Source organism: Georgenia halophila (assembly GCF_039541595.1).
Map to the genome: position 1 here is coordinate 38,831 of NZ_BAABGN010000011.1, position 15,564 is coordinate 54,394.

A 15,564-nucleotide genomic window follows, 5' to 3' on the forward strand; every position below is an offset into this window, starting at 1 on the left:
ACTCCTCACAACCGATGGCCACAGTTGCAGCTGTAGCCCTCGGCGCCGCGTGTAGCCATCGCGACGGGTGGCCAGTGCCGCGCCGCGTCAGGACCGCTCGAGGCGCTCGTGCGCGAGCACGGGCGTGGGCCGGTCGTGGACGCGGACGGTCCCGATCCGGTAGGCCACCGCGATGACGACGTACACCGCGGTCAGGACGACGAAGACACCGCGTGACCAGCCGGTGTCCGGCAGCGCGGCCGCGGCGAGCGCCGCCGCGCCGACGAACGCGGCGTTGTAGAGGACGTCGTAGAGGGAGAAGGCCCGGCCCCGGTAGGTATCGTCCGTGTCGCGCTGGACGATGGTGTCGACGGCGATCTTGGCGCCCTGCACGCCAAGGCCCATGAGCACGGCGGCGACGACGATCACCCAGAGCTGCGGCGTCGTCGCCAGGATCGCCTGGCTGGCTGCGGCGATACCGAGACACACGGCGACCCAGCTCGACGGACGCATGCTTTCATGCGCGATCGGCGTGAGCACGATCGCGAGGCCGTTGCCGGCGAACGACACCGCCGTCAGGGTGCCGAACATGGCCAGCCCGGCGGCGGCGTCGAGCGGGTCGGCGAGCAGGTTCCGGGAGATCAGCAGCAGGGCGAGGAAGTTCATCCCGTACAGGAAGCGGTGCAGCGCCATGACCGTGAGCCCCATGCCCGGGGTGTGGCGGGCGTAGAGGTAGCGGGCACCGTCGACCATGTCCGCGGCCGTGGCACGGACCTCCGCCCACAGCTCTACCTTGGCGTCTGGCTCCCGCGGACCGAGCTGGTCGCGGCCCAGCCGCAGCGCCAGGGCCGAAGCGCCCGCGAACAGGGCACCGGAGACGACGAGGACGACGCCGCTCTTCAGCGTCCCCGCGGGTGCGAGGAGGCCGATCACGAAGCCGATCCCGGCACCCACGGCCGCGCTGACCGCGCCCAGGGTGGGGGTGATCGAATTCGCCAGGAGCAGGTGGTCCCGCGCGACGACCTTCGGCAGCGCCGCCGACAGTGCCGCGAGGAGGAACCGGTTGATGCCCAGGGTGACGAGAGCGAGGACGTACACCCCGACGCTGACACCGACCGTCATCATCAGCGCCGCCAGGACCACGGCGAAGACCACCCGGATCGCGTTGCCGAACAGCAGCACCTGACGACGGCGCCAACGGTCGAGCAACGGTCCGGCAAACGGACCCACGACGGTGAACGGCAGCAGCAGGACGGCGAAGGCGGCCGCAACCGACTCCGCCGTCGCCATGTTCTGCGGGTTGAAGAAGAACAGCGTCGCCAGACCGATCTGGAACGCGCCGTCACCGCACTGCGAGACGAGCCGGACGGCGAACAGCCGCCGGAAGCCGCTGTTGACCGCGACGGTGCGCAGGTCGGACAGCACGCTCATCGGCTCGGCACGCGGTCGAGGGAGAGGGCCACCCCCGCAGGCTACGGCGTCACACTGTCGCGGTTCCTCGCACTGCGCTACGGCCGGGTGCTCGTTCCTCGCCCCCAACCTCCGCTCGCCTTCGTCACCGCTCCCACTCACTGTCGCGGTTCCTCGGCTCCGCTACGGCCGGGTGCTCGTTCCTCGCCCCCAACCTCCGCTCGCCTTCGTCACCGCTCCCACTCACTGTCGCGGTTCCTCGGCTCCGCTACGGCCGGGTGCTCGTTCCTCGCCCCCAACCTCCGCTCGCCTTCGTCACCGCTCCATGTCCCCGCTGATGAAGGCCTCGACGCTCTCGTGCGCGATGTCGTCCGGGCGCTGCTCGGGCGGGGACTTCATGAAGTAGCTGGACGCGGACAGCAGCGGGCCACCGATGCCGCGGTCCAGACCGATCTTCGCCGCCCGGATCGCGTCGATGATGATGCCGGCGGAGTTCGGCGAGTCCCACACCTCGAGCTTGTACTCGAGGTTGATCGGCGCCTCACCGAACGCCCGGCCCTCCAGGCGCACGTACGCCCACTTGCGGTCGTCGAGCCACTCGACGTAGTCCGAGGGGCCGATGTGCACGTTCCGGGCGCCGAGCTTCTGGTGCAGATTCGACGTGACGGCCTGCGTCTTGGAGATCTTCTTCGACTCCAGGCGCTCCCGCTCGAGCATGTTCTTGAAGTCCATGTTGCCGCCGACGTTGAGCTGGTACGTCCTGTCCAGTGCGACGCCCCGGTCCTCGAAGAGCTTGGCGAGCACCCGGTGCGTGATGGTGGCACCCACCTGGGACTTGATGTCGTCGCCGACGATCGGCAGGCCGGCAGCGCTGAACTTGTCCGCCCACTCCTTGGTCCCCGCGATGAAGACCGGCAGGGCGTTGACGAAGGCGACGCCGGCGTCGATCGCGCACTGCGCGTAGAACTGCGCCGCCTCCTCGGAGCCCACCGGCAGGTAGCAGACCAGAACGTCGACCTCGGCCTCCCGCAGCTTGGCGACCACGTCCACCGGCTCGGCCCCGGACTCCTCGATCGTCTCCCGGTAGAACTGACCGAGGCCGTCGAGCGTGTGGCCGCGCTGGACCGGCACGCCGAGCGGCGGGACGTCACAGATCTTGAGCGTGTTGTTCTCGGAGGCGTTGATGGCCTCGGAGAGGTCCTGGCCGACCTTCTTGCCGTCGACGTCGAACGCGGCGACGAACTTCAGGTCGCGGACGTGATAGTCGCCGAACTCCACGTGCATGAGCCCGGGAACCGTGCTCTCGGGGTCCGCGTCGGCGTAGAAGTGCACGCCCTGCACCAGTGACGATGCGCAGTTCCCGACGCCGACGACGGCGACTCGGATTTCACTCATAGCTGCTCCTTGGTTTGTGTGACATCGGGCGCGGAGTAGCCGTTGGCATCTCCGCTCGTCGTTGGGTCCCGTGGCTCACGGGTGGGCAGGGAGCCGTAGTCGAGGGCGCCGCGCGTGCCTCGCTCGGTGTCGATGACCTGCTCGAGCCATTCGACCTCCCGCTCGACCTGCTCGAGGCCGTGCCGGGCAAGCTCGGCGGTGTAGGCGTCCATCCGTCGCGAGGTTCGCCGGAAGGACTGACGCAACTTCTCGCGTCGTTCGACCATGCGGGCGCGCCGCCCCTCGAGGATGCGTAGCCGGGTCCTGGCGTCGGTGCTTCCGAAAAGCGTGAACCGTACGTCGAACGCGTCGTCCTCCCAGGACGTCGGCTCCGCCGAGGCGAGCGCAGAGTCGAGATACTCCCTGCCGTCGTCGGTCAGGTGGTAGACGATGCGTGCTCGCCGACCACCGAGTGCGGACGAACGCGGCTCTGCCGCGGAGATGAGACCACGCTCGGTCAGGGAGCGCAGCGCCGGGTACAGCGACCCGTAGGAGAGGGTGCGGAACGCGCCGAGCGTGACGTTGAGGTGCTTGCGCAGCTCGTACCCGTGCACGGGCGACTCGCGAAGCCGGCCGAGGATGGCCAGCTCGAGGACCTGCGATCGCGTGCTCATACCCCTCCCTTCCGTCGCCTGTCGCCGCGCGGTCTCCCTCGCCGCCGTCCCGTACTACCGATCGCCACAATATATCGCCCCGATAGATCGAGGCGACACTGACCGCGATGTCGGCGCGGCCCCAGGCCCGTGACCGGGGCCCGCGTGACGGGCCGCACGCGTGAACTGCAGCACGATGGACGTGCGCCGGCGGCGCTCTCGCGCATACTGAGGGGACACCACCTGGCTGGCTGCGGCATCGGGCCGCGCCCACCCGGCACTTTCACCGGGCACTCTGAAGGCCGCACACTCGTTGAGGCGGGTGTCCGGCACCTGAAAGGCTGAGATCGCGTGGCACGCACCCCATCACGTTCGGGCCCTCAGCGGCCCAGACGAGCATCGTCGTCCCGACGCCCCGGCTCGGGACGGTCGCGGAAGCGGCTCGTCAACTACCCGCGCAAGGGCAAGGGACCCGTTCGGCGCTGGCTGCCGGGCTGGCCCTTCGTGCTCGGCGCGTTCCTGACGGTGGTCGCGCTGGGGGCCGGAGTGTTCGCGCTCGCGTACGCCACCATCAACGTCCCCGACCCGGACGACTTCGCACTCGCCGAGTCCACGACGGTGTACTACGCCGATGGCGAGACCGAGATGGGCACCTTCTCGGAGGTCGATCGGCGCATCGTGCCGTTCGAGTCCCTGCCGGACCACGTCTCCCAGGCAGTCATCGCCTCCGAGGACGGCAGCTTCTACCAGAACAACGGCATCGACGTGCGCGGCCTGGCCCGTGCCCTGTGGAACAACGTGCGTGGCCTGCCCACCCAGGGTGGCTCGACGCTGACCCAGCAGTACGTCGAGCGGTACTACGTGGGGGACACCACCACCAGCTACGTCGGCAAGTTCCGCGAGACGATCCTTGCGCTGAAGATCGACCAGTCGCAGACCAAGGAAGAGATCCTCGGGAACTACCTCAACACCATCTACCTCGGTCGCGGCGCCTACGGGATCGAGATGGCCGCGGAGGAGTTCTTCGGCAAGCCGGCGTCCGAGCTGACGCTGTCCGAATCGGCACTGATCGCTGGGATCATCCCCTCGCCGTCGAACTGGGATCCCGCCAGCCACCCGGAGCAGGCGGAGCAGCGTTGGAACCGCGTCCTGGATCTGATGCTGGAGGACGGCTGGATCACCCAGGAGGAGCGCGCCTCCGCCGAGTTCCCGGAGACGGTCAAACCCAACGACGAGAACATCTATGGCGGTCCCGAGGGCTACCTGCTGCAGATGGTTCGCAAGGAGCTGGTCGACGACGCGGGCATGACCGAGGAGCAGATCGAGACCCGCGGCCTCGACATCGTCACGACCATCGACAAGCGAAGCCAGGACGCGGCGGTGCAGGCCGTGCAGAACCTGCCGGACGACCGGCCGGACAACAACCACGTCGCCCTGACCTCGATCGATCCGAGCACCGGCGGTGTCGTCGCGCTGTACGGGGGACCGGACTACGTCAAGGAACCGCGCAACAACGCCACTCAGGACCGGGCGCAGGCCGGTTCGACGTTCAAGCCGTTCGCGCTGGTCGCCGGTCTCGAGAACGGGAAGACGCTCGACGACACCTACCCGAGCTACTCGCCGATGGAGATCGAGGGATACGACAAGCCGGTCGAGAACTTCGACAGCCCGGTCAACCGCGGCTACATCGATCTGGTCGATGCGACCGCGGAGTCGGTCAACACCGTGTACGCCCAGCTGAACGTCGAGGTCGGTCCGCAGAAGACGGTCGAGGTCGCCCACCGTGCCGGTCTGCCGAAGGACACCGCCGGGCTCGACCCGACGCCGTCCAACGTGCTCGGGCCGGCCTCGCCGCACCCGATCGACATGGCGAGGGCGTACGCGACGTTCGCCGCGCAGGGTGTCCGGCACGACACGCACATCGTCAGCGAGGTCCGTGACGCGACAGACAACACCATCTACACGGCCGAGACCGAGGGTGAGCGGGTGTTCGAGCAGCAGGTCATGGCGGACACCACCTACGCGATGAGCCAGGTGGTCGAGCGCGGGACCGGTGTCACCGCGAGCGAGATCGGCCGGCCGGCAGCCGGCAAGACGGGATCGTCGAATGCGTACAGGTCGGCATGGTTCTCCGGGTTTGTTCCTCAGCTGTCGACGACGGTCGCGATGTTCCAGACCGGCGAGGGCGGCTTGGAGGACGAGCTCGACGGTTTCGGGGGAGTCTCGACGATCTCCGGAAGCACCTTCCCGACGCAGATCTGGCGTGACTACATGGCAGTGGCCACCGAGGGCATGCCGATCAAGGAGTTCCCGCCGAGGTCCGAGCCCGTGTGGAGCCCGCCGCCCGTGACGGAGGAGCCGGAGTTCGAGGAGCCCCCGGAGGAGCCGTCGGAGGAACAGACCACCGAGGAGCCCACCACGGAGGAGCCGACGACCGAGGAGCCCACCACGGAGGAGCCGACGACCGAGGAGTCGACGGAGGAGGAGACCACCGAGGAGCCGACTCCGACGCCTACGCCGTCCCCGACGCCTACGCCTACGCCGACTGAGCAGGAGGACGAGAACGCGGACGGCGGTTCGGGAAACCAAGAGCGCCAGAACCCCGTCGAGGGCATCATCGGCAGAGACGGCGACGCAGGCAATTCCAGCTGACGGGCCCACGCCGTCGCCTGAGCCGGACCAGTGCCGAACAAGCGCTTGGTGCTCGTCCGGTGCCGCGAATGCGCACCAGGCCCTTGTTCGCCAGCCGAACAAGGGCCTGGTTGCCGTCTGGGCGCGTAGACGGGCATCAAGGGCTCGGTCGGCGCGACGGAGCACCATCGACGAGAAGATTCGGCGGCAGGACGGCGTGACATCCGGCGAGACGTCCTGCCATCCCCAGGGTGCGCCGTCGTCCACAAAGATTGTGATGAGGGTCGCTGACCGAGTTCCGGCGCCCCTACGGTAGTCTGGTCCGCTGGCCCCTCGCCCAGCGCGAAAAGGCCAGCACGCTGCAACCCTCCTGTCACGGAGAGACCGTGACCGCATAGTCCAGAGGAGGTGGGTTAATAGCATGCGTCAGTACGAACTGATGATCATCCTCGACCCGGAGGTCGACGAGCGGACGGTCGCCCCGTCGCTCGACAAGCTGCTCTCGGTCGTCAAGACCGACGGCTCCGTCGAGAACGTCGACATCTGGGGCAAGCGTCGTCTTGCCTACGAAATCAACAAGCGTTCCGAGGGCATCTACGCGGTGGTCGACATGACCACCACGCCGGATGTCGCCCAGGAGCTCGACCGCCAGCTCGGCCTGAACGAGGCCGTTCTCCGCACCAAGCTCATCCGCCCGGACGCTCGCTGAGCATCACGCTCGCCGAGCAACCACGAACCCAGGGAGCACACGCATGGCAGGCGAGACCGTCATCACCGTCGTTGGAAACCTGACGGCGGACCCCGAGTTGCGTTTCACCCCGTCGGGTGCAGCCGTGGCCAGCTTCACCGTTGCGTCGACGCCGCGGACCTTCGACCGTCAGAACAACGAGTGGAAGGACGGGGAGACCCTGTTCCTGCGCTGCTCGGTCTGGCGCGATGCCGCTGAGAACGTCGCCGAGTCGCTGACCAAGGGCATGCGCGTGATCGTGCAGGGCCGGCTCGTCCAGCGGTCCTTCGATACCCGCGAGGGTGAGCGCCGCACGGTCGTCGAGATGCAGGTCGATGAGGTCGGTCCTTCCATGCGTTACGCCACGGCCAAGGTCACCCGCGCCTCGCGCGGTGGTGGCGGTGGCTTCGGCGGCGGCAACCAGGGCGGTGGCAACCAGGGTGGCGGCTTCGGTGGCAACCAGGGCGGCGGCCAGCCTCAGCAGGCGGGCGCGTACAACGCCCCCGGTGGCGGCCAGGCTGACGACCCGTGGGCAACGGGTGGCACGAGCGCCTTCAACGACGAGCCCCCCTTCTAGACAAGACTGATCGCGACGGCCCAGCCGTCCACGTACATCGAGGAGCATCACCATGGCGAAGCCCGTACTTCGCAAGCCCAAGAAGAAGGCGAACCCGCTGAAGTCGGCGAAGATCGACAACGTCGACTACAAGGACACCGCGCTTCTTCGGAAGTTCGTCTCCGACCGCGGCAAGATCCGCGCGCGCCGCGTCACCGGCGTGTCCGTCCAGGAGCAGCGCCTGATCGCGAAGGCCGTCAAGAACGCCCGCGAGATGGCTCTGCTGCCGTACTCGAGCTCGGCTCGCTGAGGTCAGGGAGGCACACGATGGCAAAGTTGATCCTGACCCAGGAGATCTCCGGACTGGGCACCGCTGGCGACGTGGTCGACGTCAAGGACGGGTACGCCCGCAACTACCTGGTCCCCCGCGGCCTGGCCACGCGCTGGACCAAGGGCGGCCAGAAGCAGGTCGACCAGATCCAGGGCGCTCGTCGCGCCCGTCAGATCGCCACGATCGAAGAGGCGCACGACATCCGCGACCGGCTGCAGGCCGCGTCCGTCACCGTCACCGTGCGTGCCGGTGAGAGCGGTCGCCTGTTCGGTGCCGTGACCGCCAAGGACATCGCCGACGCCGTCAAGGCGTCCGGTGGTCCGGAGCTCGACCGCCGCAAGATCGAGGTCCCGACCCCGATCAAGTCGCTCGGCGAGCACAAGGTGCACGTCCGCCTGCACGAGGACGTCCGCGCGACGATTGACGTCAACGTCGTTCCGAGCCGCTGAGCCACGCGGTCGCTGATCGAACCCGAACGGCCCGGTCCCACTTCCGGTGGGACCGGGCCGTTCGATTGTGTCGCCTGGTGACGCGACGGAAGCGTCCGAGCCCGGGTCATCCGCCGGCGCCGAGTACCATCCAGCGGTCGCCGCGGGCACGCACGCCGGTCGTCACGGCGCGGGCGATCATGAACCCGCCGCCGAACGCCAGCCACAACCACGCCAGACCTGACACGCCTCCGGCGGCGAACACGTAGACCGCCCAGGCGAGCGGCAGGTAGACGATCAGGGTGGCGACCCCCGCCCACGCCAGGTAGCGGCCGTCTCCGGCGCCGATGAGCACGCCGTCGAGCACGAACACCCACCCCGCGACCGGCATGCAGGCACCGATGACGGCGAGCCCGACGGCGGCCGCGACGCGGACGTCGCCGTCCCCCGTGAACAGTGGCGCCAGCCACCAGCCCGCAGCCGCGAAGGCCACGCCGATGAGGGCACCCGCCCCGGTGCCCCACTGCAGGCAGCGGCGCAGCAGCGCGCGCACGTGGGCCGGGTCCCCGGCGCCGAGGGACTGGCCGACCAGTGCCTGTGCCGCGATGGCGAGGGCATCCAGAGCGAAGGCCGACAATCCCCACATCGCATACACGACCTGGTGGGCCGCCAGGGTGACGGCGCCGAGCGAGGTGGCGACGGCGATCGTGACGACGATCGCGCCGCGTAGCGTCAGCGTGCGGATCAGCAGCGGGATACCCGCCCGGGCGGACGCCGAGATCCCGGAGCCGTGGGGCCGCAGGTCGATGTCGTACCCGCGGGCGCGCTTGAGGACGACGGTGATGAGCCAGGCCGCCATGGCGGTCTGCGTGACCGCGGTGCCCAGCCCGGAGCCGGCGACGCCCATGCCGAGTCCATAGATGAACAGCGCGTTCAGGCCGATGTTCGTCACGGCTCCGGACGCGGCGACGACGAACGGTGTCCGGGTGTCCAACAGGCCGCGCAGCGTCCCCGTCGACGCCAGCACGAGCAGCATCCCGGGCAGGCCGGGGGCGGAGAAGCGCAGGTAGTCGACGGCGTGCGGGATGACCCCGGTCGGCGCGCCCGAGACGAGTGCGGGGGCGGCGGCCATCAGGCCGGCCGCGGTGACGACACCGAGGAGCAGCGCGAGCCACATGCCGTCGATGCCGGCCGAGACGCCTCCGGCGCGGTCACCCGCACCGACCCGTCGAGCGGTGGCCGCCGTGGTCGCGTACGCCAGGAAGACGAAGACACCGACGGCGGTGGTCAGGACCGTGGACGACAGGGACAGGCCGGCGAGCTGGGCGGTACCCAGGTGGCCGACCATCGCCGAGTCCACAAGGATGAACAGAGGCTCGGCAACCAGCGCACCCAGAGCCGGGACCCCGAGGGCGAGGATCTGCCGGTCGAGCGCTCGGCCCCGAAGGGCCCGTCCCTCAGGTGCTCCCTCAGGGTTGCCGACGGAGTCGGGCGTGTCATCCACCGATGTGCGTTCCTCTTTCCGTCCACAGTGTGTGCACGCCCGCTGCGAGGCAGAACCAGGCCGTTCCGGGAAATGCCACGGTTGTTACCCACAGAGTTTTCCCCCGGCTGTGCACAACCCTGTGGGCAGAGTCCACAGGGCGTCCACAGGATAGGCCCCATGGATGCACATCCCCAGTTCGATATCCCCCGCACGCCCGCCTAGTCTCACGTGGTCGCACGATGGACACCGGACCGGGTCGTCGGTGTGGGTGGTGACCGATAGACCAGGGTGAAGGAAGTCCCGAGGGGGTGGAGATCGGTTGACGATCACTGATGAGCGCACGGCCACGAACGGTCGCGAGGGGTTCGACCGCACCCCACCGCAGGACGTCGCCGCCGAGCAGAGCGTGCTGGGCGGCATGCTGTTGTCGAAGGATGCCATCGCCGACGTCGTCGAGGAGCTCCGCGGCAACGACTTCTACCGCCCTTCGCACGAGCTGGTCTACGACGCGATCCTCGACCTGTACGGCCGGGGCGAGCCGGCCGACGCCGTCACTGTCGCCGCCGAGCTGAGCAAGCGTGGCGAGATCGGTCGCATCGGCGGGGCGCCGTACCTGCACACCCTCATCTCGTCCGTCCCGACAGCCGCCAACGCCGGCTACTACGCGCGCATCGTCCGTGAGCAGGCCATCCTCCGGCGGCTTGTCGAGGCCGGAACGCGCATCGTCCAGCTGGGTTACTCCACCGAGGGTGGCGAGGTCGACTCCCTCGTGGACAACGCCCAGGCCGAGGTCTACGCCGTCACCGAACGGCGCACCAGTGAGGACTACGTCCCGCTGCGGGACACCATCAACCCGACGATGGAGGAGATCGAGTCCGCTGCCGACCGTGGCGAGGGCATGGTCGGCGTTCCCACCGGCTTCGCCGACCTGGATGCATTGACCAACGGTCTGCACCCAGGACAGATGGTCATCGTCGCGGCGCGGCCAGCAATGGGAAAGTCGACTTTCGCTCTGGACGTGTGCCGCTCGGCGTCGATCAAGAACAACCAGGCGTCGGTGATCTTTTCCCTGGAGATGGGCCGCACGGAAATCACCATGCGCCTTCTCTCCGCCGAGGCCCAGGTGCCGTTGCAGAACATGCGCAAAGGCAACATGCGCGAGGAAGACTGGACCCGCATGGCGACGGCCATGAGCAAGGTCTCCGACGCACCGCTGTTCATCGACGACAGCCCCAACATGTCGTTGATGGAGATCCGCGCGAAGTGCCGGCGGCTCAAGCAGAAGCACGACCTGAAACTCGTCGTTGTCGACTACCTGCAGCTGATGTCCTCGGGCAAGCGAGTCGAGTCCCGGCAGCAGGAGGTCTCCGAGTTCTCCCGTGCGCTGAAGCTCCTCGCCAAGGAGATCGAGGTACCCGTCATCGCCGTGGCGCAGCTCAACCGTGGACCGGAGCAGCGCACCGACAAGAAGCCGATGATGAGTGACCTTCGGGAAAGCGGCAGCCTCGAGCAGGATGCCGACATGGTGATGCTGCTGCACCGCGAGGACGCCTACGAGCGTGAGTCACCGCGCGCCGGCGAGGCTGACATCATCGTGGCCAAGCACCGTAACGGCCCCACCGACACGGTCGTCGTCGCGTTCCAGGGTCACTACTCGCGGTTCGTCGACATGGCGAGGTAGGGCTGCCAGGGTTCGCTTGCTCCTGCACTCGCGGGAGTTGCGGCCGCAATCTCTGCAATCCGGGCCGCTATCGAGCAGTGCGGCGAGACGACCGAACCGGGTACAAGCGCGCAGTTGTCCATTACTGTCCGGACATGAAGGGTCGGCGTTTCCTCGGCACGGTGGCCGCCGTGCTCGTGATAGCTGCCTGCGCCGATCCGGAAGGCGTGGCCGAGCCGCCTCGCGAGAGCAGCACCACGACGCAGCAGCCGGACGCCGCGGCGACCACCGCGGATCCGAGCCCGGTCGTCGAGACGAGCGAGGCGGCCACGACCGAGCCGCCGGCGCCGATCGGGCCGCAAGCATGCGGCACGGTGACCTCCGTGATCGGAGAAGAACTCACGGTCGAGATCGTCACGGGCGACGTCGCCTGCCCGTTCGCCGAAGACCTGCTCGACACGTACTACAACGACCCGCCGAGCCCGCCAGAGGGCAGCGGCGGGTACGTGACGATCGACGACTGGGAGTGCAACAGCTCCTCAAGCCAGGAGCCGGGCCACGCCTCGACCTGCCACGGTCCGGACAACGCCGTCGTCGTCACGCTGGTGTCAGGGGCGGAGCCGGGTGAGCGCAGCGAGGGGGGCGAAGGTCCCATCGGCCCGATCTGCTCCCAGATCGATGACCCCACACTCGAGCAGCTCTTCCCAGACGGCGAGTTCGACGAGGCACTCTGCCAGTCCTACATCGATGGCGAAAACTCGATCGGGTGAGCCGCGCGCGGCATTGGCGCGGCACTGCAGCTGGCGCTCAGCTCTGTCCGACCCCGACCCCGACCCCGACCCCGGCCCCGACCCCGACCCCGGCGCCGACGGCTCGCGGAGTCTCATGACCAAGGCGGCAACGCGTCGGCACTTGCCGCCCTTTCGGTGCTGTACCCCGGGGGCGGCCTCAAGAAGTCCAGCGTGGCCGTTGGAACTGTACGTACAGGTGAACCGCGTCTTGGATGATCTCGACGTGGGTGCATACCCGGCGCCGGTCGAGGAGGTTGCGCGCGCTGCATGTCTGCTGGGGTGATCCCATGCTCGCGGCGGTTTGCGCCGGGGTGTGGTCCGGCGGCCCTTCGAGTGTCAGGTCGCGGTAGCAGCCTCCCGATCCACAGAGCACTTCTTCGTGTGTGACTCTCACGTCGTCCGGCAGGTCAGGGACGTCCGAGCGTGGTGGTACGGCACCCTCATCGAGAATCAGCAAGAGGACCGGGGCGGCAAGGACGATGGCTGTGAGTGCGACGAGTGCAAGGGCTACCGCAGCAGGCGTTCGGCGGGGTGCCGACACCTTCGAGGTTGAGGGCATCTCACGAGATCCGGTCTCCCGTCGGGACGGGCGTTGTGAAGTGTGTCGCAGCAGTCGTCGGCCGAGCTGTCGTACATGCCGTCAACAGACTGACAGGTCGTCGTCCCATCATGTCGGTGGCGCGCGGCCGCGTCGCGGCAGCTATCTTCGCGCGAAGCGAGCATCGAGGGACGCGCCATGGCTTCCTCCTCGCGTGACACCAACGCCGACGACGACCACGACCCGAAGGACCGACGCTCGCGTTCGAGCGTTCCCAGGTCGGAGTGCTCGTCCGGCAGGCGGAGCACCACCTGGCGGAGATCGATGTCGCCATGAAGAGGCTGGACGCCGGCACGTATGGAGTGTGCGAGGACTGTGGCGCGGTGATCGGCGCGGGCAGGCTCGGTGCCAGGCCAGTGGCGTGCACCTGCAGGTGCGCGGCGTCGAGCCGACGGTGACCGGCTGACGCGCAGCGTCCCCCAACCCGGGCTACGTCGCCGGACGGCCTACGGGTGCAACCAGTCGGCTAACGTGTCGCCCATGCCCGGCGCCTGGCTCTCCGACACGCGTACGTCGTACGACACCGACGCCCCCGGCTACGCCGAAAAGGTGCGTGGCCTGCTCGACGACAAGCCGTATCTACGCGCGAGCCTGGGATTGTTCGCCGAGCTGGTGCGTGATGCCGGAGGCGGTCCAGTCGCCGACGTCGGCTGCGGGCCCGGCTACGTGACTGCATACCTCCGCGACCTCGGAGCGGATGCGTTCGGCATCGACCTCTCACCCGAGATGATCGCCATCGCGCGCCGCGACCACCCCGACCTGCCGTTCGAGGTCGGGACCATGACCGACCTCGACCTTGCCGACGACTCGGTTGCCGGGGTACTCGCGTTCTGGTCCGTCATCCACGTGCCAGACCACGCCGTACCCGGGGTGTTCGGCCAGTTCCGTCGAGTGCTGCGCGCCGGTGGTCCGCTGCTGGTCGGCTTTCACGTCGGTGACGAGACGCGACACGCGTCCGAGGGCTACACAGGGCGCCAGATCGACGTTGACAGCTACCACCGCCCGCCGCGCCAGGTCGCTGCCTGGCTTCGTGACGCTGGGTTCAGCGTGGAGGCCGAACTGGTCATGCGACCGGACGAGAGCGTCCCGGGAGCGATCATCTTCGCGCGGAGTCAGGCGTGAGGCGAGCGATGATCACCGCTCCGACGCCGGAAATGCTCTGGGAGAGGTCGGACCCGGACGCAGAGCTGCGCCGCCGCTTCGGCTTCGATGACGCCGACGCGGCGGCCGACTGGGCCGCCGATCTGCTCGCCGGCGAGTACGGGATCGAGGTTCGCGCCGTCGACAAGATGGTCATCAGTGCGCAGAACCTCATGGTCTGGGTGACCACCCCCGACGGACGGCTGATGATCAAGGTCTGCCGGCTGGCGGCGGCGCATGACTGGCTCGCATCCCGCGCCGCCATGGTTGGTTGGCTCGCCGACCGGGGCCAGCCGGTGGCCCGGCCGCTGGTGTCCGTCGGTGGCGATCGACAGCTGTTGCGGGACGGCAGATCCGTGGGGACCCAACCCGTCCTGCCCGGGACGCTGCTTGCGGCGACGGAACACGATCAGGTCTGCGCGGCTGGTCGCACGCTGGCGGCGCTGCACACTGAGCTCGCGGCCTGGCCGGACGCAGCGTGGCTCGAGAACGTCGGACCGGTGGCGGGCAGGCGCGGCGAGCTGTGGGCGCTGCCGGAGGAAGGAGCCAATGCGGTGCCCCGGGACCTGCGTGATCGGCTCGACCGGCGCATCGTCGAGCTACCCGAACCGACGGACCGGCAGCCCGTGCACACCGACTTTCGCGGCGCCAACCTCCTCTGGAACGGCACGGAGATCAGCGGCGTGCTCGACTTCGAGGAGGCCCGCCTCGACCTACCGGTCATCGACCTGGCCAACACCGTCTGCCTGCTCGGCACCTGGTACCACGACTGGCAGCCGATCTCGTCCGAGGCTCAACGGCTCCTCATCGACAGCTACACCGATCGCCGTCCCCTCACCGATGTCGAGCACGCCTGGCTTCCGCCCCTGATCGCCTGGGAGATGCTCGGCCTCGGCTGGTACGCCGAAGCCGACCGCTGGCTTCGAGATGCACGCTGAGTGTCCTGACGGCCCGTGGTCAGGTCGGGACAGGCGAAGGTGTCAGACAGGTCATGAAGTTCTGGATCGGCAGCCACCTTCCAGTCGAGCGTCCTGTCACAGAGCGACGTAGGGCTGCTCTGCGCCGTCGCGGGTGTTGTGGATGCTCCAATAGTGCTCGGCGATGGTGTCGGGCTGTGTGTCGGGGCCGCCGGAGCCGATCCAGGCGAAGATCGGGACGTGGGCGACGTACACCCCGGTGTCCGCAGTCGCCTGGTGGAGCTTCAGCGCATAGCTGCGCAGTGCACCGCTGCCGATGGTGGTCGTAGTGAACTCGGTGGGCCCGGCAAGTGGGTCCATGGATGTACCGCCGGTGGTGTAGAGGATGGTGCCGTTGCCGCGCTCGATCATGGCGGGCAACACCTGCTCGGTGGCCGCGATCCCGCCGTAGAGGTAGTAGTCGATCTGCGGCTGGATGTTTGTTCTGTCCGCCTCCAGCGGGGTCGAGTTGGTCAGGCCAGGGACGGGGGTGTGCGGGGCGGGCGAGTACTCCAGGACATCCACGGCTCCGAAGCGTTCCTTGATCCGGTCGAAGGCGGCGGCGACCGAGGTCGGGTCCATGACGTCGGCAGCGAAGCCGGCGGCTTCGATCCCGGCCTCGTTCACCTCAGTGGCGAGGGCGTCGAGCTTCTGTTGGGTCCGGGAGACGAGCGCGACGGAGAAGTCGTGGCTGCCGAAGGCCTTGGCGATGGACAGTCCGAGGCCGGATCCGGCCCCGACGATGGCGATGGTGGGCACAGCGGTATTCCTTTCGGGAGGATTGAGCCGTAGTCGTGGATTGGTGTGTGGTCGACGATCGGGTGTTTCATACTGGTAGTGCGGT

Annotated in this window: 14 protein-coding genes; 9 read left to right on the forward strand and 5 right to left on the reverse strand. The window is 68.4% G+C overall.

What is annotated here, in order from left to right:
* Positions 1 to 87: 87 nt before the first annotated feature.
* The 3 genes from ABD907_RS11770 to ABD907_RS11780 all read right to left on the reverse strand — a co-directional run bounded on the left by ABD907_RS11770 (position 88) and on the right by ABD907_RS11780 (position 3,437).
* A complete protein-coding gene (locus ABD907_RS11770; RefSeq protein ID WP_345216446.1) occupies positions 88 to 1,410 on the reverse strand; it encodes an MFS transporter in 1,323 nt (440 codons plus the stop codon).
* Between the two features lie 294 nt (positions 1,411 to 1,704).
* Positions 1,705 to 2,784: an inositol-3-phosphate synthase gene (locus ABD907_RS11775; protein ID WP_345216447.1), complete on the reverse strand. Its 1,080-nt coding sequence runs from the start codon at positions 2,782 to 2,784 to the stop codon at positions 1,705 to 1,707.
* The gene (locus tag ABD907_RS11780) at positions 2,781 to 3,437 is read right to left on the reverse strand and encodes a PadR family transcriptional regulator (RefSeq protein ID WP_345216448.1); all 657 of its coding nucleotides are present in this window, start codon (positions 3,435 to 3,437) and stop codon (positions 2,781 to 2,783) included. Before ABD907_RS11780 ends, ABD907_RS11775 begins: the two co-directional genes overlap by 4 nt.
* Positions 3,438 to 3,767: 330 nt before the next feature.
* Here ABD907_RS11780 and ABD907_RS11785 point away from each other — a divergent pair, with 330 nt between their 5' ends.
* The 5 genes from ABD907_RS11785 to rplI all read left to right on the forward strand — a co-directional run bounded on the left by ABD907_RS11785 (position 3,768) and on the right by rplI (position 8,110).
* On the forward strand, positions 3,768 to 6,068 hold the full coding sequence (locus ABD907_RS11785) for a transglycosylase domain-containing protein (RefSeq protein ID WP_345216449.1): 2,301 nt from the start codon (positions 3,768 to 3,770) through the stop codon (positions 6,066 to 6,068).
* A gap of 400 nt (positions 6,069 to 6,468) precedes the next feature.
* The gene (gene rpsF / locus ABD907_RS11790) at positions 6,469 to 6,756 is read left to right on the forward strand and encodes a 30S ribosomal protein S6 (protein WP_345216450.1); all 288 of its coding nucleotides are present in this window, start codon (positions 6,469 to 6,471) and stop codon (positions 6,754 to 6,756) included.
* 43 nt (positions 6,757 to 6,799) lie between these two features.
* On the forward strand, positions 6,800 to 7,351 hold the full coding sequence (locus ABD907_RS11795) for a single-stranded DNA-binding protein (protein ID WP_345216451.1): 552 nt from the start codon (positions 6,800 to 6,802) through the stop codon (positions 7,349 to 7,351).
* Between the two features lie 52 nt (positions 7,352 to 7,403).
* Positions 7,404 to 7,640 carry a 30S ribosomal protein S18 gene (rpsR, locus tag ABD907_RS11800; protein WP_345216452.1) on the forward strand — a complete coding sequence of 79 codons (237 nt, stop codon included), beginning with the start codon at positions 7,404 to 7,406 and terminating at the stop codon, positions 7,638 to 7,640.
* A gap of 17 nt (positions 7,641 to 7,657) precedes the next feature.
* On the forward strand, positions 7,658 to 8,110 hold the full coding sequence (gene rplI, locus ABD907_RS11805) for a 50S ribosomal protein L9 (protein ID WP_345216453.1): 453 nt from the start codon (positions 7,658 to 7,660) through the stop codon (positions 8,108 to 8,110).
* 106 nt (positions 8,111 to 8,216) lie between these two features.
* On the opposite strand, the gene ABD907_RS11810 is transcribed toward rplI, so the two are convergent.
* Complete coding sequence (locus ABD907_RS11810) at positions 8,217 to 9,593, reverse strand: MATE family efflux transporter (protein ID WP_345216454.1); 1,377 nt, start codon at positions 9,591 to 9,593, stop codon at positions 8,217 to 8,219.
* A gap of 301 nt (positions 9,594 to 9,894) precedes the next feature.
* Here ABD907_RS11810 and dnaB point away from each other — a divergent pair, with 301 nt between their 5' ends.
* The 4 genes from dnaB to ABD907_RS11830 all read left to right on the forward strand — a co-directional run bounded on the left by dnaB (position 9,895) and on the right by ABD907_RS11830 (position 14,702).
* Positions 9,895 to 11,256, forward strand: a complete 1,362-nt coding sequence (dnaB, locus tag ABD907_RS11815; RefSeq protein ID WP_345216455.1) for a replicative DNA helicase — start codon at positions 9,895 to 9,897, stop codon at positions 11,254 to 11,256.
* Between the two features lie 134 nt (positions 11,257 to 11,390).
* Positions 11,391 to 12,005, forward strand: coding sequence for a hypothetical protein (locus ABD907_RS11820; protein ID WP_345216456.1), 615 nt, complete (start codon positions 11,391 to 11,393; stop codon positions 12,003 to 12,005).
* A 1,099-nt stretch (positions 12,006 to 13,104) separates the two neighbouring features.
* The gene (locus ABD907_RS11825) at positions 13,105 to 13,746 is read left to right on the forward strand and encodes a class I SAM-dependent methyltransferase (RefSeq protein WP_345216457.1); all 642 of its coding nucleotides are present in this window, start codon (positions 13,105 to 13,107) and stop codon (positions 13,744 to 13,746) included.
* A gap of 8 nt (positions 13,747 to 13,754) precedes the next feature.
* Positions 13,755 to 14,702 (forward strand): phosphotransferase, encoded by a 948-nt coding sequence (locus tag ABD907_RS11830; protein WP_345216458.1) that lies wholly within the window; start codon positions 13,755 to 13,757, stop codon positions 14,700 to 14,702.
* A 96-nt stretch (positions 14,703 to 14,798) separates the two neighbouring features.
* On the opposite strand, the gene ABD907_RS11835 is transcribed toward ABD907_RS11830, so the two are convergent.
* On the reverse strand, positions 14,799 to 15,479 hold the full coding sequence (locus ABD907_RS11835) for an SDR family NAD(P)-dependent oxidoreductase (RefSeq protein ID WP_345216459.1): 681 nt from the start codon (positions 15,477 to 15,479) through the stop codon (positions 14,799 to 14,801).
* Between the last annotated feature and the right edge of the window lie 85 nt (positions 15,480 to 15,564).

Excerpts from the sequence above, each read along its gene's own strand:
- rpsF (WP_345216450.1), top strand. The coding sequence starts at position 6,469 with ATGCGTCAGTACGAACTGATGATCATCCTCGACCCGGAGGTCGACGAG.
- ABD907_RS11825 (WP_345216457.1), top strand. The coding sequence starts at position 13,105 with ATGCCCGGCGCCTGGCTCTCCGACACGCGTACGTCGTACGACACCGAC.
- rpsR (WP_345216452.1), top strand. The coding sequence starts at position 7,404 with ATGGCGAAGCCCGTACTTCGCAAGCCCAAGAAGAAGGCGAACCCGCTG.
- ABD907_RS11775 (WP_345216447.1), bottom strand. The coding sequence starts at position 2,784 with ATGAGTGAAATCCGAGTCGCCGTCGTCGGCGTCGGGAACTGCGCATCG.
- ABD907_RS11795 (WP_345216451.1), top strand. The coding sequence starts at position 6,800 with ATGGCAGGCGAGACCGTCATCACCGTCGTTGGAAACCTGACGGCGGAC.
- ABD907_RS11770 (WP_345216446.1), bottom strand. The coding sequence starts at position 1,410 with ATGAGCGTGCTGTCCGACCTGCGCACCGTCGCGGTCAACAGCGGCTTC.
- rplI (WP_345216453.1), top strand. The coding sequence starts at position 7,658 with ATGGCAAAGTTGATCCTGACCCAGGAGATCTCCGGACTGGGCACCGCT.
- ABD907_RS11780 (WP_345216448.1), bottom strand. The coding sequence starts at position 3,437 with ATGAGCACGCGATCGCAGGTCCTCGAGCTGGCCATCCTCGGCCGGCTT.
- ABD907_RS11820 (WP_345216456.1), top strand. The coding sequence starts at position 11,391 with ATGAAGGGTCGGCGTTTCCTCGGCACGGTGGCCGCCGTGCTCGTGATA.
- ABD907_RS11830 (WP_345216458.1), top strand. The coding sequence starts at position 13,755 with ATGATCACCGCTCCGACGCCGGAAATGCTCTGGGAGAGGTCGGACCCG.